Origin of the sequence: Pseudoduganella lutea, from assembly GCF_004209755.1 — a bacterium.
Classification (GTDB): domain Bacteria; phylum Pseudomonadota; class Gammaproteobacteria; order Burkholderiales; family Burkholderiaceae_D; genus Rugamonas; species Rugamonas lutea.
This window is the reverse complement of record NZ_CP035913.1, coordinates 4,634,108-4,654,544: the sequence shown is the minus strand read 5'-3', so window position 1 is coordinate 4,654,544 and position 20,437 is coordinate 4,634,108. Positions and strand designations below refer to the sequence as shown.

The window sequence follows — 20,437 nt, the reverse complement described above, 5'->3', positions numbered from 1 at the left end:
TTTTCTCCTCAGTAAATCACTTTGAGCGTGACGGCGCCGTAGCGGCCGGGGCGCGCCTGGCGTTCGATGTCGGCCAGCGTGGCGGCCGTGGTGCCGGCGGCCAGGCTGCGCGACGATGCGTAGTCCCAGTATTTTTTGTCGGTCAGGTTGTAGATGCCGGCCATGACGGTGGCATGCTTGCCGATGTTCCAGTAGGCGGTCAGGTCTGCGACCGTGGCGCCGGGCACGTCGAAGCGCGCGCCGGTGACATTCGAGATCACGTCGGCGCCAGCCTGCTTGCCGCGCACGTTGAAGATCGACAGCGCCGCCCCGCCCCGCTTGCCCGGATCGTCCCAGGCGAACGTGGCGCTGACCTTGCGCGGCAAGGTGGAGGCCAGCTCGCCCTCGGCGCCCGTGATCGTGTTGCGCGCCTTGCTGTGCTGGACGCCGGCGCCCACGTTCACGCTGGCGCCATCCAGTGCGGTGTTCCATTCGCCCAGCGCGAAGCTGGTGGAAATCTCGGCGCCCCATGTCTTCGCCTCACCCACGTTCTCGGGCCGGAACAGGCCCTGCGTGATGGTCGGGAAGTTGACCGGATCGGCCGGCTGCGTGGCGTACTCGATGAAGTTCTCGTACTTCGTGTGGAAGACCGAGGCATCGAATGTCACGCCGCGCGCCGGGTGGCCGGAGAGGCCCAGTTCGAACGCGTTGCTCGTTTCCTTCTTCAGGTCCGCGTTGCCGAGCACTGCGTAGCCATTGCCGGTCCCCGTATAGCTGAATGAGTCGTAGGTGCCGGTCAGTTCCGCCGCCGTGGGCAGGCGCGTGCCGCGCGTCCAGGTCGCGTAGGCCATCAGCTCGGGGAGGAACTTCCAGCTCAGCTTCAGGCTCGGCGTGAAGTAGTCGTCCTTGCGCTCGCGCAGTTCTTCCCGCGCGGCGGGCACCGCCACCACGTAGTCCTGGATATTCTTCGGCTTCAGTTCGCGCCAGTCATAGCGCAGGCCTGGCGCCAAGGTCAGGCCTTCGGCCAGCACGATATCGGCGTTGGCGAAGGCCGCCAGCTTCGTCGTGTCCGTATCGACCATGCGGTTTTTGCTGGTGATCTGGTGTGCGCCGGTGGCCAGCACCGTGCGGTCTTCACGCCATGGCCGGCGTGTGTCGACGGTTTCCGCGCTGATGCCATACGACAGTTCGTGCGCCCCGAGCGTTTTTACGGCGTGGCTGGCCAGGCCGCGGCTCTTGTTGAAATAGCCCGTCTCGATCGAGCGGTCGTAGCGCTGGCCCTGGGAGACATAGGGACCGATCGTGTGGTCGTCGACCTCGGCGTTCTGCGCATAGATGCGTGAAGACAGCCTGTCGAACAGCGCTGTCTTGCCGGTGAATTCATGGTCGAGCGAGAAGCGGTTGCGCCGCGTACTGGAATCCTGGGCCACGCCGGCCGGATACAGTGCGCTGGTCTTGTTGATGTAGGCGCGCGTGTGGCTGGCCTGGTAGGCATCCATGGTGGCGGTAAGCTTGTGGCCGGCGAAGGGCGACCATGCCAGCTTGGCCAGCAGTGCATCGGAAGTCCAGTCGTCCGGGTTCGTTACCGCACTGCCTTCGGATTCGTACTCTATCCCTTCACGGTGCACGAGCAGCGCGAGAACCTGCAGGTCGCCGGCCTGCGCGGCGCCCGTGATCGCATGCATGCGCATATTGTTCGACCCGTCGTAGCCGAACTTGTAGTCGGCGTGGAGGGGACGGTCGGCGCTCAGGTAATCCTCGGGCGCTTTCGTGGTGAACTGCACGGAACCGCCCAGGCCCGGCGTGCCGGTGCCGCTGTTGCCGCTGTTGCCGGTGTTGCTGGTGGTGCCGGACACGATGCTCACCGCGCGGAACGTCTCCGGATCGAAGTAGTCGCGGCCAATGCCGAAGCTGTTCAGCGTGGAGCCGTCGGGCTTCGGCGCCGCGTCGGGCAGCGCGATGCCGTCCAGATCCATGCTCACGCGGTTGCCGTCGATGCCGCGGATATTGAAGCCCGTGTTGCCGCTGCTGTCCCACACACTGCCCGAACCGCTCGCCGCATTCGGCACGCTGACCAGCGGCGCGTAGCGGGCGATGTTCTGCATGTTCTGCGCCGCCTGGCGCGTCAGGTCGTCGGCCGTGACCTTCGTCGTGGTGCCGGCCTTGCTTGCCTGCGCGTCGCGCTCGGCGGTCACGGTGATCTCGCCGAGAGCCGAAGTGGACGAGGCGGTGGCGGAGGCGGTGGTTTGGGCGTGGGCCAGCGGCGCCAGCGCGGACATCAACAACGCCGGCAGCAGGCGCCGGCGCGCGGTAAGTGCATCCATGGTGTTCCAGTGTGGGAGTCAGTTGGAAGCTGGCTCCTGGCGTGGAACAGGTGGCTGGCAAAGACCACCATATTAATGCGAATGATTCTTATTTGCAAGGACGGAAATGTTGCGGAATCTTATCAGTCACTTCCTCCGCGGTACGTTCAGAACATACCGCGAGGGTGTGGCCGATGTGCGACGCCGCGGCGTCAACCGGCGATGGTTTCGCGCTCCGGCGTGGCGCTGATCTTGTGGATCGACAGGTCGGCGCCATCGAATTCCTGCTCGGGGTCGAGCCGCAAGCCGATGGTCAGTTTCAGCACGCCGTACACGAGTGCGCCGCCGGCGCTGGCGATGACGATGCCCAGCACGGTGCCCGCGATCTGCGATGGCAGGGACACGCCTCCCAGCCCGCCCAGCGCCCGGCTGCCGAAGATGCCGGCGGCAATGCCGCCCCAGGCGCCGCACAGGCCGTGCAGGGGCCACACGCCCAGCACGTCGTCGATCTTCCAGCGGTTTTGCGCCAGCGTGAACATGACCACAAAGATCGCGCCCGCCACGGCGCCGGTCGCCAGTGCGCCAAGCGGGTGCATCAGGTCGGAGCCGGCGCAGACGGCCACCAGCCCTGCCAGCGGGCCGTTGTGGACAAAGCCGGGGTCGTTCTTTCCCAGCACCAGCGCGGCCAGCGTGCCACCCACGAGCGCCATCAGCGAATTGACGGCAACGAGGCCGTTGATCTTGTCGAGCGTTTGCGCGCTCATCACATTGAAGCCGAACCAGCCCACCGCGAGGATCCACGCCCCCAGCGCGAGGAACGGAATGTTCGATGGCGGGTGCGCCGCGATGCGGCCATCCCTGCCATAGCGCCCGCGGCGCGCGCCCAGCAGCAGCACGGCCGGCAGCGCGGCCCAGCCGCCGACCGCATGCACGACGATCGAGCCGGCAAAGTCATGGAACGGCGCGCCGAACGCCGATTCCAGCGCCGCCTGGAGTCCGAAGTTGCCGTTCCAGGCGATGCCTTCGAAGAAGGGATAGACGAAGCCGACGAGCAGCGCCGTGGCGATCATCTGCGGGTAGAACCTGGCCCGCTCGGCGATGCCGCCGGAAATGATCGCAGGAATGGCCGCGGCAAACGTCAGCAGGAAGAAGAACTTCACGAGGGCGTAGCCATTGTTCGCCACCAGCGTATCGGTCGGCCCGAAGAAATGCACGCCATAGGCGATGCCGTAGCCCACCGTGAAATACACGATCGCCGACACGCAGAAATCGACAAGGATCTTGACCAGCGCATTGACCTGGCTCTTCTTGCGCACCGTGCCCAGCTCGAGGAACGCGAATCCGGCATGCATCGCCAGCACCATGATGCCGCCCAACAGGACAAACAAGGCATCGGCACCGCTCTTGAACGACTCCATTGACCACTACTCCCCGGTAAGTGCAAAAGCACGCAGGGAATGCAAGAACCGTGCCGTTCAGGAAATAGTTGCGCGTGACTGGTGCGGAATATCAAACAAAGATATTTCGCACCGGTTTCGATAGCTCGACAGCACCGCATTGGTGCAACCTGCGCCAAATTGGTACTTGGCAAAACTGGGGACGTACCCCTGTTTCCAGGAAATGATTCTTGGGATACCCGCTATAAGGCCGTCCAATCGCACGGAACGTTGCCGATGTTTCCTCAAAACAGGGGTCCGTCCCCTGTTTCTGGGCAACTAGCGCACTGGTTTGGCAGGCTCGTCGGGAGGTGGCGGGGCTGGCGTGGCGCCATCGCCGGGGATCTGGCCTTTGCGCAGGATCTGCACGTAGATTTCGTTCTGCTTGATCATCGACAGCTCGTAGCGCGCGCGTTCCTCGACGGCGCCGGTGCCATCCTTCAGGTCGCGCACTTCGGAATCGAGCTTGGCGTTGCGGCGTCGCAGTTCCTCGTTTTTCGCGTGGGCCTTGTCGACCTGCTGTTCGAGGTCCTGCACCTTGAGCCAACCGCCTTTCCCCAGCCACAACGGATATTGAATCAGCAGCAGCAGCGCTGCCAGGGCAAGGGTAATCAGACGCATAAAAATAAGAACCGGCCGGAGAGCCCGGCCGGTGTCAGAGTGGTGAAAGTGCTGTGTTACTTCAGGCGCATTCTACCTGAGTAACAGTACTTCAAACGCATCACTTCAAACGCATTACTTCAAATTGTAAAACGCGTCGCGGCCCGGGTAGGAAGCGATGTCGCCCAGGTCTTCCTCGATGCGCAGCAGCTGGTTGTACTTGGCCATGCGATCCGAGCGGGACATGGAACCGGTCTTGATCTGCAGCGCGTTCAGGCCCACGGCGATGTCGGCGATCGTCGAATCTTCCGTTTCGCCCGAGCGGTGCGAGATCACGGCGGTGTAGCCGGCGCGCTTGGCCATTTCGATGGCGGCGAACGTTTCGGTCAGCGTGCCGATCTGGTTGATCTTGATGAGGATCGAGTTGGCGATGCCCTTCTGGATGCCTTCCTTCAGGATCTTGGTGTTGGTGACGAACAGGTCGTCGCCCACCAGCTGCACCTTCTTGCCCAGCGCCGCGGTCAGGATGCCCCAGCCTTCCCAGTCGCCTTCGTGCATCGCGTCCTCGATCGAGACGATCGGGTACTTGTCGCACCACGTCGACAGCAGGTTGGTGAACTCGGTGGCCGTCAGCGACATGCCTTCGCCTTCCAGCTGGTACTTGCCGTCCTTGTAGAACTCGGAAGCGGCGCAGTCCAGGCCCAGCGCGATCTGCGTGCCCGGCTCGTAGCCGGCTTCCTCGATGGCCTGGATGATCAGCTTGATGGCTTCTTCATGGTTGGCCAGGGAAGGTGCAAAGCCGCCTTCGTCGCCGACGGCCGTGTTCAGGCCCTTCTTGTGCAGAATCTTCTTCAGCGTGTGGAACACTTCGGCGCCGTAGCGGATCGCTTCCTTGAAGGTCGGTGCGCCGACCGGGATGATCATGAATTCCTGGATGTCCAGGTTGTTGTCGGCGTGGGCGCCGCCGTTGATCACGTTCATCATCGGCACCGGCATCTGCATCGAGCCCGAACCGCCGAAATAGCGGTACAGCGGCAAACCGGCTTCTTCGGCGGCGGCCTTGGCGACAGCCATCGACACGGCCAGCATCGCGTTGGCGCCCAGGCGCGACTTGTTCTCGGTGCCGTCCAGGTCGATCAGCGTGCGGTCCAGGAAAGCCTGTTCGTTCGCGTCCAGGCCCATGATCGCTTCGGAGATCTCGGTGTTGATGTTCTCGCATGCCTGCAGCACGCCCTTGCCGAAGTAACGCTTCGGATCGCCGTCACGCAGCTCGATCGCTTCGCGCGAACCGGTCGACGCGCCCGAAGGCACGGCCGCACGGCCCATCACGCCCGACTCCAGCAACACGTCACATTCGACGGTCGGGTTGCCGCGCGAGTCAAGAATCTCGCGGCCGATGATATCTACGATTGCACTCATGTGTAGTCTCCAAGGTGGTGGAAAGCAGGTGGCAGCAACGCGGACTTGTTGCGTAAATCTTCTTTAACATTATCCGCGCGCAAAAATTGCAGCAAGCGTAACAGAGGATGGCCTTGTAGGGAAGCGCGGCGGCTTACTACACAATGCGTTTGCGTCCCGAAGTAAACGCAAAAACCCAACGGCGGATACTGGGGTCAGACCCGTCGGGTCCGACCCCGGCTTCACGCCGTTGGGTCCATTGGAGCCTGGGGCTCGCAGGCTTTCTATTCGAAGCTGTTCTCGAGGAAGCCCGACTTCTTGGTGATGCGATCGAGTTCGATCAGCGTGGACAGCAATTCCTTCATGCGGCCCAGCGGCACGGCGTTCGGACCGTCCGACAGCGCGGTGGCCGGCGTGGGGTGCGTTTCCATGAACAGCCCGGCCACGCCCACGGCCACGGCCGCGCGCGACAGCACCGGCACCATGTCGCGCATGCCGCCCGACGACGTGCCGTTCCCACCCGGCAGCTGCACCGAGTGCGTGGCGTCGAACACCACCGGCGCGCCGGTTTCGCGCATGATCGCCAGCGAGCGCATGTCCGATACCAGGTTGTTGTAGCCGAACGAGGCACCCCGTTCGCAGGCCATGAAGTTGTCTTCGTTCAGGCCCTTTGCCCTGGCGGCGGCACGTGCCTTGTCGATGACGTTCTTCATGTCGTGCGGCGCCAGGAACTGGCCCTTCTTGATGTTCACCGGCAGCCCGGACTGCGCACAGGCGTTGATGAAATCGGTCTGGCGGCACAGGAAGGCTGGCGTCTGCAGCACGTCCACCACGGACGACACGATCTCGATTTCCTCGATCGAGTGCACGTCCGTCAGCACCGGCACGCCCAGCTCGCGCTTCACGTCGCCCAGGATTTCCAGGCCCTTTTCCATGCCGGGGCCGCGGTACGACGTGCCCGAGGAACGGTTCGCCTTGTCGAACGACGATTTGTAGATGTAAGGGATGCCCAGTTCGGCCGTCATTTCCTTCATCGCACCGGCAACGTCGAACGCCATCTGGCGCGATTCGATCACGCAGGTGCCGGCGATCAGGAAGAACGGCTTGTCGAGGCCGATGTCGAAGTTACAGAGTTTCATGCTGCCCCCTCTTTCGGTTCAGTCGCCTTGTCGGCACTGCCGGCGGCCTTGTGCTCCAGCGCGGCGCGGATGTACGACGTGAACAGCGGGTGGCCGTCGCGCGGCGTGGACTTGAACTCCGGGTGGTACTGAACGCCCATGTACCACGGGTGCACGTCGCGCGGCAGTTCCATGATCTCGCACAGGTCTTCGGTCGGCGTGCGCGCCGCCACCACCAGGCCCGCTTCTTCGACGCGGGACAGGTAATGGTTGTTCGCTTCGTAGCGATGGCGGTGGCGCTCGGTGACCACGCCGCCGTAGATGTCGTGCGCCAGCGTGCCCGGCTTCACGGCGCAGGCTTGCGCGCCCAGGCGCATCGTGCCGCCCAGGTCGGAATTCATGTCGCGCTTTTCCACCTTGCCGTCCTGGTTCTGCCACTCGTCGATCAGCGCCACCACCGGCTGGTCGGTCTGCGGTTCGAACTCGGTCGAGTTGGCGTTCGCCAGGCCCGCCTTGTGGCGCGCGTATTCGATCAGCGCCACCTGCATGCCCAGGCAGATGCCCAGGTAAGGAATGCCGTTCTCGCGGGCATACTGCGCCGCGCGGATCTTGCCTTCCACGCCGCGCTTGCCGAAGCCGCCCGGCACGAGGATCGCATCGTATTTCGCCAGTGCTTCGGTGCCCTTCGCCTCGATCTCTTCCGAATCGATGTATTCGATGTTGACGCGGCTCTCCGTGTGGATGCCGGCGTGGCGCAGCGCCTCCGTCAGCGACTTGTACGACTCGGTCAGTTCCACGTACTTGCCGACCATGCCGATCGACACTTCCGCCTTCGGGTGTTCGAGCGTGTAGATCAGCTTCGACCACACCGACAGGTCGGCCGGTGCCGCCTCGATGTCCAGGGCTTCGCAGATGATCGCGTCCAGGCCCTGGTCGTGCAGCATCTGCGGCACCTTGTAGATGGTGTCGACGTCCCACACCGAGATCACGCCGCTTTCCTCGATGTTCGAGAACAGCGAAATCTTGGCGCGTTCATCGTCGGGGATCTTGCGGTCCGCGCGGCACAGCAGCGCGTTCGGGAAGATGCCGATCTCGCGCAGCTTCTGCACCGAGTGCTGGGTGGGCTTGGTCTTCAGTTCGCCCGCCGATGCGATGTACGGCACCAGGGTGAGGTGCACGAAGGCGGAATTCTTGCGCCCGGCGCGCAGGCTCAGCTGGCGAGCCGCTTCCAGGAACGGCAGCGATTCGATATCGCCCACGGTGCCGCCGATCTCGCACAGCGCCACGTCGTAGCCTTCCGCGCCACGGCGGATGTAGTCCTGGATTTCATTCGTGATGTGCGGGATCACCTGGACAGTCTTGCCCAGGTATTCGCCGCGGCGTTCCTTGCGGATCACGGATTCGTAGATCTGGCCCGTGGTGAAGTTGTTCACCTTGCGCATGCGGGTGCTGATGAAGCGCTCGTAGTGGCCGAGGTCCAGGTCGGTTTCGGCGCCGTCATCGGTAACGAAGACTTCACCGTGCTGCATGGGGCTCATCGTGCCCGGGTCCACGTTGATGTACGGGTCCAGCTTGAGCATGGTGACTTTGAGGCCGCGCGATTCGAGAATCGCGGCGAGGGAGGCGGCGGCAATCCCCTTACCAAGGGACGACACAACGCCACCAGTGACGAAGACAAATTTGGTCATTGCGAGATCGGGCGCCGGAAAGGCGCGATGCGGGAAATTGAAATTATAGCCTAATTCGGCGGCTTCATCATCCGCAGCCACCCTGTCCACCACCTTCGCCCGCCCTTGTCGAGACCGCTCAATTGTGCGCGAACGAACAGACCGAGGACCTGCCCGGGAGGAAAATATCTTTATTTCAACAGGAGGCGACCATGAGTTACGAACGCGATGGATACGGCAACTATGTCGACCAGGGGCACCAGGGTCCGGGGCCGCGCCTGATGGGCGCCGATACGCTGATCGGCGACCACGTGCACAACATGCAGGACGAGCACCTGGGCACCGTGAAGGAAATCATGCTCGACATGCAGAGCGGCCAGGTGGCCTATGTGGTGATGGCTTCCGGCGGCGTGCTGACGATCGGCGAAAAGCTGTTTGCGATTCCGTGGGAAGCGCTGGCGCTGGACACGGCCAATCACCAGCTGCGCCTGAACATCGACAAGGATCGCATCGAAAACGCGCCCGGCTTCGACAAGGATCACTGGCCGGACATGGCCAACTCGGCCTGGCAATCGGAAATCCACGGTTATTACGGTACCAGCGCCACCAGCGCTAGCCGCTCCACCAGCAGCTCGCCGCTCGGGCATGATTCGGGCCGCGTGCTGTGATGGCATGACGGGTCGGCCGCTCTGACCCGTCATCTCCCTTGCCGGTTGCGTCCTGCGCGGGCCGCCGGCTTCGGCCATAACCCGGCCGCAACGCGTGCTCCTTCGGGAGCACGCGTCTTTTTGTGCGGGTCGAATGCCCGGGTCTCCAGTCCTGATTCTCTGACATCGTTTACAGTAGGTATCAGGAGCTTGTTGCGAAGACCCGTTATCTCCATTGGCTGGTGGTTTGCGAGTGGCCGTGCCATCCAGCCCGGCCAGACGATGTGGCATCCCATGGATATAATCTCGCATCACTTACATGCGAGGTACGAATTGGCGATTACCGCAACATCAGGCACAGTTTCTGCAACTGTCAGTGCGAGAAGACCTGCATGGGCCGATATGAAGAAGCATTACCCCGACAGCAGCATTCCCACGCCATTACTTTACGACAGCAAAATCTGCGGCAAGTTCGTCAAGCTGTATGAGCATCCTGCTTACCTGAACACATGTGCGGTCAGGATGTCTTTTGCCTTGAACCGCAGCGGTTTGAAGCTTGGAAAGTCGCCAAGCGCAGGCGGGAGCGTGCAGGGCGGCGACGGTTTTCTTTACTGGATCCGAGTCACTGATCTCAAGGTAGAGCTGGCGAACAGATTCAAAGGTGCCGATGAAGAACTGAACCTTCCGCAGATTCCGGCATCGATGTTGGACGATAATGCCGCTATGAGCAAGTTGTTCAAGGAGCGCGTCGCGATTGCCAAGGAATTCATCAAGAACAAGCTCGCAAGGCGCAGCGGGATCATCGTCTTCGATGTTTCCGGTTGGGGTGACGCGTCAGGCCACTTTACGTTGTGGGATGGTGTATCGGAAAAACTCGCCTATGCAACTGACCACGACGACTCAACGGCCAACAGCTATTATTTCTGGCTCACCATGATGACCGATGGCGGCAAAGTCATTCAGACAACTAAAGTGAGATTCTGGGAATTGAAATGAAGGGCGCCGTACTAACCGTATTATTTTTATTGCTTCAACTGGCAACGGTTGCGCATGCATTCGACCAATGCCCTCGTGCGGGACACGATTCCGAATGGTCGGCCCGGTGTTTTGAAGGAGAAGGAAAGGATCGCAGGATCAAGCCGGAATACCTTGATCGCGTCACCTGGAACCGCCACGGCATGGCAACCATTCTCGTGGAAACGCCGCGCGAGCTGCTTGCCGTCAATCGGCAGGGACAAGTGGTCGTGCCCAATATCCGGCATAGCGGCGACTTTGACTTTCCAAACGGGAATAATGATCGCGGTCGTTTTGAAATCGACGATGGCACGGGGGCGATGAAATGCGGGTATTTTGTTGCAGAACGCTTTGATGTGATTGCGCGACCTGAGTACGACCATTGCCAAGGATATCGCAATGACGAAGCGCTCGCTTGCAAGGGTTGTATTCGGTATTGCACTGATCAGGATTGCCATGACAGCATGCTGATTGGCGGCCAAGGCATCGTGCTTGGATTGGCAGGAAATATCAAGCGTCGGTTTGATTTACCGACCCTGGACCAAGCCTGCGCCATGGGCAAGGCAAGTCTGTATTCACTCGGTTCGATAACGGTGCTGCAGTGTACTCCTGCTGCCGATTCGCCATTCAAGTTTTAAGGAAAACACTTTGGCTGGAGAAATCATTCGTAAGGGCGACAAGACCGACCATGGCGGCACGGTATTGGAAGGCTCACTGACGGATATCTGTCATGGAAAGCCAATGGCATTTATCGGCCACAAAGTGCAATGCCCCAAGTGCAAAGGGACGTTTCCGATTGTCGAAGGTGTCATGACGACTACGATTTTTGGCAAGGGCGTTGCTGTCGCGGGAATGAAGACCGCATGCGGTGCCTCCCTGATTCCTTCGCAATTTACTGACATAGTTGAATGGGCAGCAGGCTCCGCAGCCGGGAGGACAGCGGCTGATCCAGGCAGATCGGTTTCCGAAACAGCCGCGGGGCATATGACTGCCGCGCTGAGCCCGAGTGCTTCTGAAATCAAAGAAAGCAGGGAAAAGTCCATCAAGCGGTTGTACTGGAGCTATGGCCAGAATGAAACGCCAATCGACTCAGTGTCAAGGCATTATGTCGATCTGAACCTGCACATCGAGACGGAAAATTACCAGGCTGGCGAGCACGTCGACATCGTGTTGGCAAACGACGATGGCTCCGAATTGATGACGGGATTGAAGGCGTTGCGACTTCAGGCAAAGGTCGGTGGTGACAATACTGCCTGCATCCACAACGTCTTTAAAGGCAAGACCATCGAGATCGGATTGATCTCCTGAAAAGAATCATTCCCGGCTAGTCGTGCAGCCTGCTTTATCGATTCTGTACACCTCTTTTCATTTCGGCTGCATCCACCGCATCGGCACGTCGACGATGCCATCGTGCTCGATCGGCTCGCCCGCCGGCACGAAGCCGAGGCGCAGGTACAGGCCCGTGGCGCGCCCCGCCGAGTTGACCGTGAAGCTGCCCGGGTTGCCCCTGGCCATGGCGTCGTCGCGGGCCAGCTCCCACAGGCGCCGGCCAAGGCCCTTGCCGTGCACCGCTTCCTTGATGAACAGGTGAAACAGGTGCGTGTTGTCGCGCACCGCGACGACACCCAGCAATTCGTCGCCCCGCAGCGCGACGTGGTAGCGGAAGCTGTCCTGCCCGAGATAGCGCCGCTGGGCGTCGATGCCCACGTTGGCGATGAATTTCTCCGCGCCGAGCCCCTGCGGATGCACGGTCAGGTAAGGCAGCAGGTCCATGACAAGGGAGCCGATCGCGGGCGCATCGGCAACGGTGGCGGGTCGTATTGTCAGATTGTCCATCAGCCTATTGTGCCAGCAAAGTCCGATGGCGAAAATGCCCCGCTCAGTTCACCCACAGCAGGCGGCGCAGGAAGCGCATGCCTGCCCCGCCATTGTTCTCGGCGGCTTGCGCATACTTCGTGATGAACGCAAACAGGCCCGATGCCGGATGCGCCGCGTCGATCGTGCGGCAGTAGCGCTGCGGATCGGGGCGGTTGAAGAATTCCAGCGGATACTGCGGTGGATGCTGGAAGAACGCCTGCAGGCTGATACCCTTGCCGGCCGGGCACAGGCTGCCCAGCGAACCGAGCATGCCGCCCTGCCCGGCGGCCGGCGTGAGCAAGGTCTTGCCCTGGAACAGCGGCAGCAGGTGGCCCATCAGTTCTCCCCAAATGCGAAATCGGCGTCGTCAAGCGGTACGGGGAAAGCGCTGCCGGCCTGGCGGGGATTGCCCAGCCATTCCATGTCGTCGTCGGTTTCGGCCATGGCCGACAGGCGCATTTTTTCCGACGTCTTCAAGCCGGTAACGATCAGATCGCGCGCCCGGCGCATGTTCTCGGGATGGGCCAGCCGGATCACCTGGTCCGAACGCGTGCCGGCATCGCGCTGGTACTGGTACGACAGCAGCACTTCGACGAGCGCTTCCACGTAGTAGTGGTAGCTGAGTCCCCACAGGATATCGGTCTGGTCGATACGGACCGTGGCATCGAGGTTGTACTCGCGGGCATAGTAATCCTCGTCCTCGGAAGGCATCCGGAACGCCAGGCTGCCGTCCTTGCGGGCCGGGATCGATTGGTCAGGTCGGGTTGCGCGGCCAGGGCCTGGCCGCCGGGAAGCATCGATGACAGCAGTAAGGCAAGCAACGTCTTGCGCATGGGGCTCTCCGTGACATTGAAGTGTGCGGAGTGTAGCGAGAGAGCCCTTGTGAAGTCATGTGCAAGATTAGAGTTCGGCGTCGGAATGCTCAGCCGGCCACTGTCCAGTCGGCCATGCCCTGCCCGGCGTCCCTGACCTGGCCCAGCGCTTCGACGAGCCGTGCCAGCGCGGCATCGGGCACGAGCGCGCGCGCGGTCACCGGCAGGTAGCCGCCATCGCCGGAGGGAAGCGCGAAGGTGCAGTAGAGGAGGAAATTCGGGCTGACATAGTCGTCGAATCCCAGGATGACCCGGGGCTCGTCCGGCATGCCGAACGGCAGGGCACCGGCGGCGGGTGAGGCATGCGTGGCGATCTTGCCCAGCACGTCGTGCAGGTTCTCCAGTTCGCCCGCGCGCAGGGAGACCGGTGCGGTCAGCGATTCGCCGTTTTCGTCCACCATCGTAAACCGCGTGCCGCGGGCGTCTTCCGGGATTGGGTCGACTTCGATGCGCAGCGCAGTGAGAATGCGCTCGTCCGGCAGTGGCTGGTTCATGGCTTTGCTCCTTGAGGGTGGTTGCGATGTGCCGTCATGCTACCCCAACATGCGCTCAACAGAAGTCACGGCTCGTTGTCGGCAAGCGGCCCAGCATGGGCGACAGGTCGACCAGCCGCTTGGCGACCAGGTGCCGCACGATGCCCTCCTGCTGCCACACGCCATACACGCCGAGCAGCGAAGCGCCCAGCACCTCGCGCCGGAAGCGGTCCACCAGATCGGGCCAGACGATCACGTTGACGTTGCCCGTTTCATCCTCGATCGTAATGAACAGCACGCCCTTTGCCGTGCCGGGGCGCTGCCGCACGGTGACGATGCCGGCGCCGCGCGCCAGCTGGCCATCGGCGAACGTGTTCAGCACGTCCGCCGGCAGGAAGCGCTTTTCCAGCAACTGCGGGCGCAACAGCGCCAGCGGGTGCCGGCCCAGCGTCAGGCCATGCGAGCGGTAGTCGCCGATGATGTCGTCGCCTTCGCTGGGCGCGCGCAGTGCCGGCGTTTCCTCGATGGGCTGGGTGGGCCGCAGCAGGTCGCGGTCCGGCACCGCGCCCACGGCTTCCCACAGCGCCTGCCGGCGGTTGCCCGCCAGGCTGCGCAAGGCGTTGGCGCCGGCCAGCACCTGCAGGTCGTGGCGGTCCAGCTGGGCACGGCGCGCCAGGTCCGCCACGTCGGCGAACGGCCGCAACGCGCGCGCCTGCTCGATGCGTTCCGCCGCCTCGGCGCGCATGCCGCGCAGCAGGGAGAGGCCTAACCTGACAGCGGGCTGGCCGCCCTCCTCCTTCTCTTCGAGCGTGGAATCCCAGCCGCTGACGGTGATGTCGACGGGCCGCACTTCCACGCCGTGGCGCCGCGCATCCTGCACGAGCTGCGAGGGCCCGTAGAACCCCATCGGCTGGCTGTTCAGCAGCGCACACAGGAACGCGGCCGGCTCATGGCACTTGATCCATGAACTCACATAGGTCAGCAGCGCGAAGCTGGCCGCGTGCGATTCCGGGAAACCGTATTCGCCGAAGCCCTGGATCTGCTCGCAGATGCGTTCGGCGAATTCCACGTCGTAACCCCGGTCGGTCATGCCCTGGATGATGCGGCCGCGGTACTTGTCCATGCCGCCCTTGCGCTTCCACGCCGCCATGGCGCGGCGCAGCTGGTCCGCCTCGCCCGCCGTGAAGCCGGCCGCGATCATGGCCACCTGCATCACCTGTTCCTGGAAGATCGGCACGCCCAGCGTGCGCTCCAGCGCTGCGTGCAAGCCCTCCGGGTAATCGATCAGCGAGGGGTCAAGGCGGCGCTGCAGGTAGGGGTGCACCATGCCGCCCTGGATCGGGCCGGGGCGCACCAGCGCCACCTCGATCACCAGGTCATAGAAGCGGCGCGGGCGCAGCCGCGGCAGCATCGTCATCTGCGCGCGCGACTCGATCTGGAACACGCCCACCGTGTCGGCCTCGCACATCATGTCGTAGGTGGCGGCGTCGTCGCGCGGCACGTCCTGCATGCGGAACTGCTCGCCGCGGCGCTGCCCGATCAGGTCCAGCGCGCGCCGCAGCGCCGACAGCATGCCCAGCGCCAGCACGTCCACCTTCAGCAGGCCCAGTTCTTCCAGGTCGTCCTTGTCCCACTGGATCACGCTGCGGTCCTTCATCGTGGCATTCTCGATCGGCACCAGGCGCGAGAGCTTGTCCTGGGCGATGACGAAACCGCCCACGTGCTGCGACAGGTGGCGCGGAAAGCCCAGCATCTTCTGCGCCAGGCTGGCCCACTGGTTGGCCAGCGGCGTGCCGGGATCGAGGCCGCACTCGGCGAAGCGGTTGAGCAGTTCATGCTTGCTGTCGAACCAGTGGTGCGACTTGGCCACCTTTTCCACGATGGCGAGATCGACGCCAAGCGCCTTGCCCGCGTCGCGCAGCGCGCTCTTGGGCCGGTAGCAGATCACGGTGGCGGCCAGCGCGGCGCGATGCCGCCCATACTTCGTGTAGATGTACTGGATCACCTCCTCGCGGCGCTGGTGCTCGAAGTCGACGTCGATGTCCGGTGGCTCGTCGCGCTCGCGCGAGATGAAGCGCCCCATCAGCAGCGTGCTCTCGGCCGGATTGACTTCGGTGATGCCCAGGCAGTAGCACACGGCGCTGTTCGCCGCCGAGCCGCGCCCCTGGCACAGGATGTCCTGCGAACGGGCGAAGCGCACGATGTCGTACACGGTGAGGAAAAAATACTCGTATTTCAGTTCGGCGATCAGCGCAAGCTCCTCTTCCACCTGCTGCTGCACCTTCGCCGGGATGCCGCCGGGGTAGCGCCCGTGCGCGCTCACGTAGGTTTCCTGGCGCAGGTAGGACGAGGGGGTATGCCCTTGCGGTATCAGCTCGCTCGGGTATTCATAGCGCAGTTCGTCCAGCGCGAAATTGCACATCTTCGCGATGCGCACCGTTTCCTGCAGCGCTTCGGGCGGGTAGACATTGGCCAGCCGCAGGCGCGAGCGCAAATGCTGCTCGGCGTTCTGCGCCAGCGCGTAGCCGCAGTCGGCCACCGGCTTGCCCAGGCGGATCGCGGACAGCGTGTCGTGCAGTGGCTTGCGCGAGCGCACGTGCATGCACACCTGCCCGGCTGCCACGACCGGCAGCCGGTGCTGCGTCGCCACTTCCTCGATGCTCTGGCGGTGGCCTTCGTCGAACGCGCGCTGCAGCAGCGTGAGGCCGAGCCAGGCGCGCGCACCGAACGTGGCCGCCATCCATGCCGCCTGCGCATGCAGCCGGTCCACGTCCGCCGGCTCCCACACGGGATACGACGGCAGCAGCACCAGCAGGCAATCGGGCAGGCCGCGCAGGTGCGCGCGCTCGGGTGGTGGCGCCGCGAAATCTTCCGGATGCAGCAGGTATTCGCCCTTGGCTGCGCGGGTGCGGCCCAGCGTGATCATTTCCGACAGGTTGCCGTAGCCATTGCGGTTTTGCGCGATGGCCAGCAGCGACAGGGCTCCGGCCCCCTCCTTGCCCGCCTTGTCCGACAGGCGGAACCAGCTGCCGATCCGCAGCCTGTCATGCCACCCGGCCGCCTTGGCTTCTCCATGGGCGCGTACCACGCCAGCCAGCGAGCACTCGTCCGTGATCGCCAGCGCCGTGTAGTCGAGCGCGATGGCGCGGGCCACCAGTTCCTCGGCATGCGAGGCGCCCTGCAGGAACGAGAAATTCGTCATGCAGAACAGTTCCGCATAGGGCGGCAGGCGAAACGGTGGCGTGGCGGATGGCATGGAGATGTTGATACTGTACAAACATACAGTATTATAACCCTCCGGCCCGCCTGGCCCGGCGCTTTGCACAGCCGTGCGCCATACCAGAAATTGGCGGAAGCGCGACACTAAACCACATGCCATTTGCAAAATAGTCACACTTGGGAAAGTGTTCATAGTTGATTTGCCGACAGGCCGATAGAATCGCCCCTTTACCTGTTTCGGAGAAGCCCTTGTCCACGCTACGCCTTGCCGTTCTGTCCGCCCTGTACGGATCTTCCGCCCTTGTCTTCTCCCACACCGCGCTGGCGCAGGACACACAGGGGCAAATGGCGGCCCCCCAGCAGCCGATGCAGACCGTAAGCGTGGTCGGTTCGCGTCGCGCCACCAGCTCGGCCACCGACACCGTGGTGCCGATCGACGTGATCCCGATGACGGCCGCCGCCGAGAAAGGCGGCCAGTTCGACCTGTCGCAAACGCTGACCAATATCTCGCCTTCGTTCAACTCCACCCGCCAGTCGGGCGCCGATGGTGCCGACCTGGTCGATTCCGCCGCGCTGCGCGGCCTGGGCTCGGACCAGACGCTGGTGCTGGTAAACGGCAAGCGCCGCCACACGTCGTCGCTGGTGAACCTGTTCGGCGCGCGCAACCGCGGCAACACGGGCACCGACCTGAACGCGATCCCGATGCTGGCGATCCGCGACGTGCAGGTGCTGCGCGACGGCGCCGCCGCCCAGTACGGCTCCGATGCGATCGCCGGCGTGATGGACATCGGCCTGAAGAAAAGCCTCGGCTGCGAAGCGGTCACGGGCTATGGCCAGTACTCGGCCGGCGACGGCGAGAACTGGCTCGCGTCGGCCTACTGCGGCATCGCGGTGGGCGGCGGCGTGGTCGGCATCACCGCCGAATACCTGGACCGCGGCCGCTCCGACCGCTCCGAGCCGGACAACCCGCGCATCATCGGCGACTCGAAGACCGAGAACCAGACGCTGTACGTGAATGGCGAGATCCCGACCGGCCCTGGCAAGTTCTACTTCACCGGCGGCCTGCAGAAGCGCGACGCGTCGTCCGCCGCCTTCGGCCGCGGCGGCATCGGCTCCGACGACATCCCGAGCCGCAACTCGGCCGCGATGTACCCGGAAGGCTTTGTTCCGTTCATCAATGGCGACATGGACGACCGCTACGCAATCGTCGGCCACCGCGCCCAGCTGGGCGAATGGACTGCGGACCTGTCGCAGACCTACGGCTACAGCCGCCTGATGTACGACATCAGCAACACGCTGAACGCGTCGATCGCCAATGCCGACCTGCTCGGTGGCGGCCAGGGCATCAGCCCCGATCATTTCGATGCCGGCGGCTTCTCGTTCGAACAGTGGACAACGAACGCCGACTTTTCCCGCTACTACGACGGCGTGCTGGGCAAGGGCCTGAACGTGGCGTTCGGCGGCGAGTACCGCGTCGAGAAATACAAGATCTTTGCCGGCGAACAGGGTTCCTACGTGGACGCCGACGGCGTGGGCAACGGCGGCAACGCCGGCAGCCAGGGCTTCCCCGGCTTCCAGCCCGGCGACGTGACGAATGCGCGCCGCCACAGCACCGCGCTGTACCTCGACATGGAAGCGGACCTCACCGACGCGGCCAAGGTGCAGGGTGCCGTGCGCTGGGAAAAATACAGCGACTTCGGCTCCACCGTGACCGGCAAGCTGGCCGGCAGCTACCGCGTGGCGCCGACCGCCCTGCTGCGCGCCTCGGCCAGCACGGGCTTCCGCGCGCCGTCGCTGCAGCAGGCCTATTTCTCGTCGACGTTCACCGACTTCATCGGCGGCGTGCCCACCGACGTGGTGCTGGCGCCGAACGGCGGCGCCGTTGCCACGCTGGCCGGCATCCCGAAACTGAAGGAAGAAAAATCGACCAGCTTCACGCTGGGCACCACGTGGACGCCGACGCCGAGCATCTCCGTCACGGCCGACCTGTACCAGATCAGGATCAAGGACCGCATCGTGCTGTCCGGCCGCTTCGACGCCGACAACTATCCGGAACTGGCGGCGCGGCTGTCCACGCTGGGCGTGGGCCAGGCGCAGTTCTTCGTCAACTCCGTGGACACGAAGACGCAGGGCCTGGACCTGACCGCATCGCACCGCGGCACGCTGTTCGGCAACCGCCTGACCACCTTCCTGGCCGCCAACTTCTCGAAGACGACGGTGGAAGACATCCACGCCCCAAGCTCGCTGACCGGCTATGAAGACGTGCTGCTGTCCGAACGCGAGCGCCTGTTCATCGAGCAGGGCGGCCCGCGCCGCAAGGCCACGCTGGGCTTCAGCTACGCGACCGGCCCGCTGGACACGGACTTCAAGATCATCCACTTCGGCCCGCAGACGCTGGGCACGTTCAGCGGCACCGCCGCCGGCGTTCCGAACCTGTACTACGAAGCGAAAACGTCCGCCGACCTGTCGTTCTCGTACAGCGTGACGCCGAACATCAAGTTCTCGGCCGGCGCCAACAACATCTTCGGCGCCAAGCCGACCGCGCAGAACGCCGACGAGACCGACAACGGCTTCAAGTACGACAGCGTGCAGTTCGGCCTGAACGGCACGTCCTACTTCGCGCGACTGCACGTGAAGTTCTGACGCAAGAGTTGCCTGAAACCGGGGTCTGACCCTAATGCCATTCAGTTAAGGCGACGTGGCCATTCGAGGTGGCGCTTGCGTGCCTGGTGTCGGACATTTTTTCCGGGCGCTTCATCCGGAAAATGTGTCGGACACTGGTTTTCCGCTCATCAAATTGGCAAGATCATGCGAAAACCAGTGTCCGACACCAAGAAGCCGGTGTCCGACACTAGTACGCTAGCGTCGCGGACTGCATCGAATTCCGTTAACTGAACTGCATTAGGGTCTAACCCCGTTTTGAGAAACTTCCTGCCCCGCCCAGTGCGGGGCGTTTTCTTTTACGGGCGTTCGCAGGCGATCAGCATCGTATCGACCGTGAAGCTGCCATCCTCCTCGATGGCGAAGTAGTCCGTCACCTCGGGCCCGGCGCGCCGCTGCAGCGAGCGGATGGCCGCCACATGCGCCTCTGGCGTCTTCATCCGTTCGATCCACGACGCGAATTCCAGCCGCAGGCGATATTGCGTCACCTCGCCCACCACGAATCCGGCGGTGGTCAACGCGGCACGCCATTCGTCCAGCGAGGCATTGCGCACATGCGACGGGTCGCGCAGCAATTCGAGGCTTTGCAGCCATGTATCGAGCAGTGGCACGCCGGGCGAGATCACATCCATGAAGACGGCCATGCCGCCCGGCTTCAGTACCCGGTGCATCTGCGCGAGACCGGCGGGAACGTCGCGCCAGTGATGCGCGCTGTACCGGGTCGCGGCCACGTCGAAGGCGCCATCGGGACAGGGCAGCGCCTCCGCCGCGCTGCACTTCGTGACCACATTGCCGAACCCGCGGCGGTCCGCTTCCCCGGCCACCACGCGCAGCATCGGTTCGGAAATATCGCAGGCCACCACCTTGCCCACCAGCGGGGCGAGGTGGAACGTGACGTGGCCGCCGCCACACCCCATGTCCAGCGCGACAGCGTCCGGACGCCCGCCTGCCAGGCTGGCCATCCGCGCCAGGTCTTCCCCGCTGGCATGGACAGCGCTGGTGAGATAGGCGTGTGCCTGGGGGCTGAACTGGCTGTCCACGATATCGTTGTGGCTGCTGTGGCTGCTGTGGTGGTTGTGGGTGCTCCGGCTGTCTGCGCGCATGAATGGGCTCCTGGTTCAAATGGGGAAAGCCATTGTGTGCACGCGATTAAACTGGTACAAGATGGCAATTTATCCTGGTATAAATTGTTC

17 protein-coding genes are annotated in these 20,437 nt (G+C 63.5%); 5 read left to right on the top strand and 12 right to left on the bottom strand.

What is annotated here, in order from left to right; all coding sequences use genetic code 11:
* Positions 1–8 precede the first annotated feature (8 nt).
* The 6 genes from EWM63_RS19765 to pyrG form a co-directional block, all read right to left on the bottom strand.
* Positions 9–2,303, bottom strand: coding sequence for a TonB-dependent receptor domain-containing protein (locus EWM63_RS19765; RefSeq protein WP_130188069.1), 2,295 nt, complete (start codon positions 2,301–2,303; stop codon positions 9–11).
* A 191-nt stretch (positions 2,304–2,494) separates the two neighbouring features.
* Positions 2,495–3,700, bottom strand: a complete 1,206-nt coding sequence (locus tag EWM63_RS19760) for an ammonium transporter (protein ID WP_130188068.1) — start codon at positions 3,698–3,700, stop codon at positions 2,495–2,497.
* Positions 3,701–3,997: 297 nt separating this feature from the next.
* Complete coding sequence (gene ftsB / locus EWM63_RS19755; RefSeq protein WP_130188067.1) at positions 3,998–4,339, bottom strand: cell division protein FtsB; 342 nt, start codon at positions 4,337–4,339, stop codon at positions 3,998–4,000.
* Between the two features lie 114 nt (positions 4,340–4,453).
* Positions 4,454–5,737 carry a phosphopyruvate hydratase gene (gene eno, locus EWM63_RS19750; protein ID WP_130188066.1) on the bottom strand — a complete coding sequence of 428 codons (1,284 nt, stop codon included), beginning with the start codon at positions 5,735–5,737 and terminating at the stop codon, positions 4,454–4,456.
* A 263-nt stretch (positions 5,738–6,000) separates the two neighbouring features.
* The gene (kdsA, locus tag EWM63_RS19745; protein WP_130188065.1) at positions 6,001–6,855 is read right to left on the bottom strand and encodes a 3-deoxy-8-phosphooctulonate synthase; all 855 of its coding nucleotides are present in this window, start codon (positions 6,853–6,855) and stop codon (positions 6,001–6,003) included.
* Positions 6,852–8,522 carry a CTP synthase gene (gene pyrG / locus EWM63_RS19740; protein ID WP_130188064.1) on the bottom strand — a complete coding sequence of 557 codons (1,671 nt, stop codon included), beginning with the start codon at positions 8,520–8,522 and terminating at the stop codon, positions 6,852–6,854. Before pyrG ends, kdsA begins: the two co-directional genes overlap by 4 nt.
* A gap of 191 nt (positions 8,523–8,713) precedes the next feature.
* On the opposite strand from pyrG, the gene EWM63_RS19735 reads away from it, so the two are divergent.
* From EWM63_RS19735 to EWM63_RS19720, 4 genes are all read left to right on the top strand, one after another.
* Positions 8,714–9,169 (top strand): PRC-barrel domain-containing protein, encoded by a 456-nt coding sequence (locus EWM63_RS19735; protein WP_130188063.1) that lies wholly within the window; start codon positions 8,714–8,716, stop codon positions 9,167–9,169.
* Between the two features lie 381 nt (positions 9,170–9,550).
* Positions 9,551–10,144 carry a T6SS effector amidase Tae4 family protein gene (locus tag EWM63_RS19730; RefSeq protein WP_165390871.1) on the top strand — a complete coding sequence of 198 codons (594 nt, stop codon included), beginning with the start codon at positions 9,551–9,553 and terminating at the stop codon, positions 10,142–10,144.
* A complete protein-coding gene (locus tag EWM63_RS19725) occupies positions 10,141–10,800 on the top strand; it encodes a hypothetical protein (protein WP_130188061.1) in 660 nt (219 codons plus the stop codon). Before EWM63_RS19730 ends, EWM63_RS19725 begins: the two co-directional genes overlap by 4 nt.
* 10 nt (positions 10,801–10,810) lie before the next feature.
* Positions 10,811–11,470, top strand: a complete 660-nt coding sequence (locus EWM63_RS19720; RefSeq protein ID WP_130188060.1) for a PAAR domain-containing protein — start codon at positions 10,811–10,813, stop codon at positions 11,468–11,470.
* Between the two features lie 57 nt (positions 11,471–11,527).
* Here EWM63_RS19720 and EWM63_RS19715 read toward each other — a convergent pair whose 3' ends face one another.
* The 5 genes from EWM63_RS19715 to EWM63_RS19695 all read right to left on the bottom strand — a co-directional run bounded on the left by EWM63_RS19715 (position 11,528) and on the right by EWM63_RS19695 (position 16,620).
* Positions 11,528–11,998 (bottom strand): GNAT family N-acetyltransferase, encoded by a 471-nt coding sequence (locus EWM63_RS19715; RefSeq protein WP_130188059.1) that lies wholly within the window; start codon positions 11,996–11,998, stop codon positions 11,528–11,530.
* Positions 11,999–12,041: 43 nt separating this feature from the next.
* Positions 12,042–12,356, bottom strand: coding sequence for a hypothetical protein (locus tag EWM63_RS19710; RefSeq protein ID WP_130188058.1), 315 nt, complete (start codon positions 12,354–12,356; stop codon positions 12,042–12,044).
* On the bottom strand, positions 12,356–12,730 hold the full coding sequence (locus EWM63_RS19705) for a hypothetical protein (RefSeq protein WP_130188057.1): 375 nt from the start codon (positions 12,728–12,730) through the stop codon (positions 12,356–12,358). Before EWM63_RS19705 ends, EWM63_RS19710 begins: the two co-directional genes overlap by 1 nt.
* A 211-nt stretch (positions 12,731–12,941) precedes the next feature.
* The gene (locus tag EWM63_RS19700) at positions 12,942–13,385 is read right to left on the bottom strand and encodes a hypothetical protein (protein ID WP_130188056.1); all 444 of its coding nucleotides are present in this window, start codon (positions 13,383–13,385) and stop codon (positions 12,942–12,944) included.
* 55 nt (positions 13,386–13,440) lie between these two features.
* Entirely contained in the window at positions 13,441–16,620 is a 3,180-nt protein-coding gene (locus EWM63_RS19695; protein ID WP_130188055.1) for an error-prone DNA polymerase, read from the bottom strand.
* A gap of 212 nt (positions 16,621–16,832) precedes the next feature.
* On the opposite strand from EWM63_RS19695, the gene EWM63_RS19690 reads away from it, so the two are divergent.
* Positions 16,833–19,226, top strand: a complete 2,394-nt coding sequence (locus EWM63_RS19690; RefSeq protein ID WP_259772486.1) for a TonB-dependent receptor plug domain-containing protein — start codon at positions 16,833–16,835, stop codon at positions 19,224–19,226.
* Positions 19,227–19,543: 317 nt separating this feature from the next.
* Here the strand turns inward: EWM63_RS19690 and EWM63_RS19685 are convergent, their stop codons facing one another.
* Positions 19,544–20,347, bottom strand: coding sequence for a class I SAM-dependent methyltransferase (locus EWM63_RS19685; RefSeq protein ID WP_130188054.1), 804 nt, complete (start codon positions 20,345–20,347; stop codon positions 19,544–19,546).
* Between the last annotated feature and the right edge of the window lie 90 nt (positions 20,348–20,437).

What these genes read in the sequence shown, in the direction of transcription:
- EWM63_RS19765 (WP_130188069.1), bottom strand. Translation starts at nt 2,303, where the DNA reads ATGGATGCACTTACCGCGCGCCGGCGCCTGCTGCCGGCGTTGTTGATG.
- EWM63_RS19760 (WP_130188068.1), bottom strand. Translation starts at nt 3,700, where the DNA reads ATGGAGTCGTTCAAGAGCGGTGCCGATGCCTTGTTTGTCCTGTTGGGC.
- ftsB (WP_130188067.1), bottom strand. Translation starts at nt 4,339, where the DNA reads ATGCGTCTGATTACCCTTGCCCTGGCAGCGCTGCTGCTGCTGATTCAA.
- eno (WP_130188066.1), bottom strand. Translation starts at nt 5,737, where the DNA reads ATGAGTGCAATCGTAGATATCATCGGCCGCGAGATTCTTGACTCGCGC.
- kdsA (WP_130188065.1), bottom strand. Translation starts at nt 6,855, where the DNA reads ATGAAACTCTGTAACTTCGACATCGGCCTCGACAAGCCGTTCTTCCTG.
- pyrG (WP_130188064.1), bottom strand. Translation starts at nt 8,522, where the DNA reads ATGACCAAATTTGTCTTCGTCACTGGTGGCGTTGTGTCGTCCCTTGGT.
- EWM63_RS19735 (WP_130188063.1), top strand. Translation starts at nt 8,714, where the DNA reads ATGAGTTACGAACGCGATGGATACGGCAACTATGTCGACCAGGGGCAC.
- EWM63_RS19730 (WP_165390871.1), top strand. Translation starts at nt 9,551, where the DNA reads ATGAAGAAGCATTACCCCGACAGCAGCATTCCCACGCCATTACTTTAC.
- EWM63_RS19725 (WP_130188061.1), top strand. Translation starts at nt 10,141, where the DNA reads ATGAAGGGCGCCGTACTAACCGTATTATTTTTATTGCTTCAACTGGCA.
- EWM63_RS19715 (WP_130188059.1), bottom strand. Translation starts at nt 11,998, where the DNA reads ATGGACAATCTGACAATACGACCCGCCACCGTTGCCGATGCGCCCGCG.
- EWM63_RS19710 (WP_130188058.1), bottom strand. Translation starts at nt 12,356, where the DNA reads ATGGGCCACCTGCTGCCGCTGTTCCAGGGCAAGACCTTGCTCACGCCG.
- EWM63_RS19705 (WP_130188057.1), bottom strand. Translation starts at nt 12,730, where the DNA reads ATGCCTTCCGAGGACGAGGATTACTATGCCCGCGAGTACAACCTCGAT.
- EWM63_RS19700 (WP_130188056.1), bottom strand. Translation starts at nt 13,385, where the DNA reads ATGAACCAGCCACTGCCGGACGAGCGCATTCTCACTGCGCTGCGCATC.
- EWM63_RS19695 (WP_130188055.1), bottom strand. Translation starts at nt 16,620, where the DNA reads ATGCCATCCGCCACGCCACCGTTTCGCCTGCCGCCCTATGCGGAACTG.
- EWM63_RS19685 (WP_130188054.1), bottom strand. Translation starts at nt 20,347, where the DNA reads ATGCGCGCAGACAGCCGGAGCACCCACAACCACCACAGCAGCCACAGC.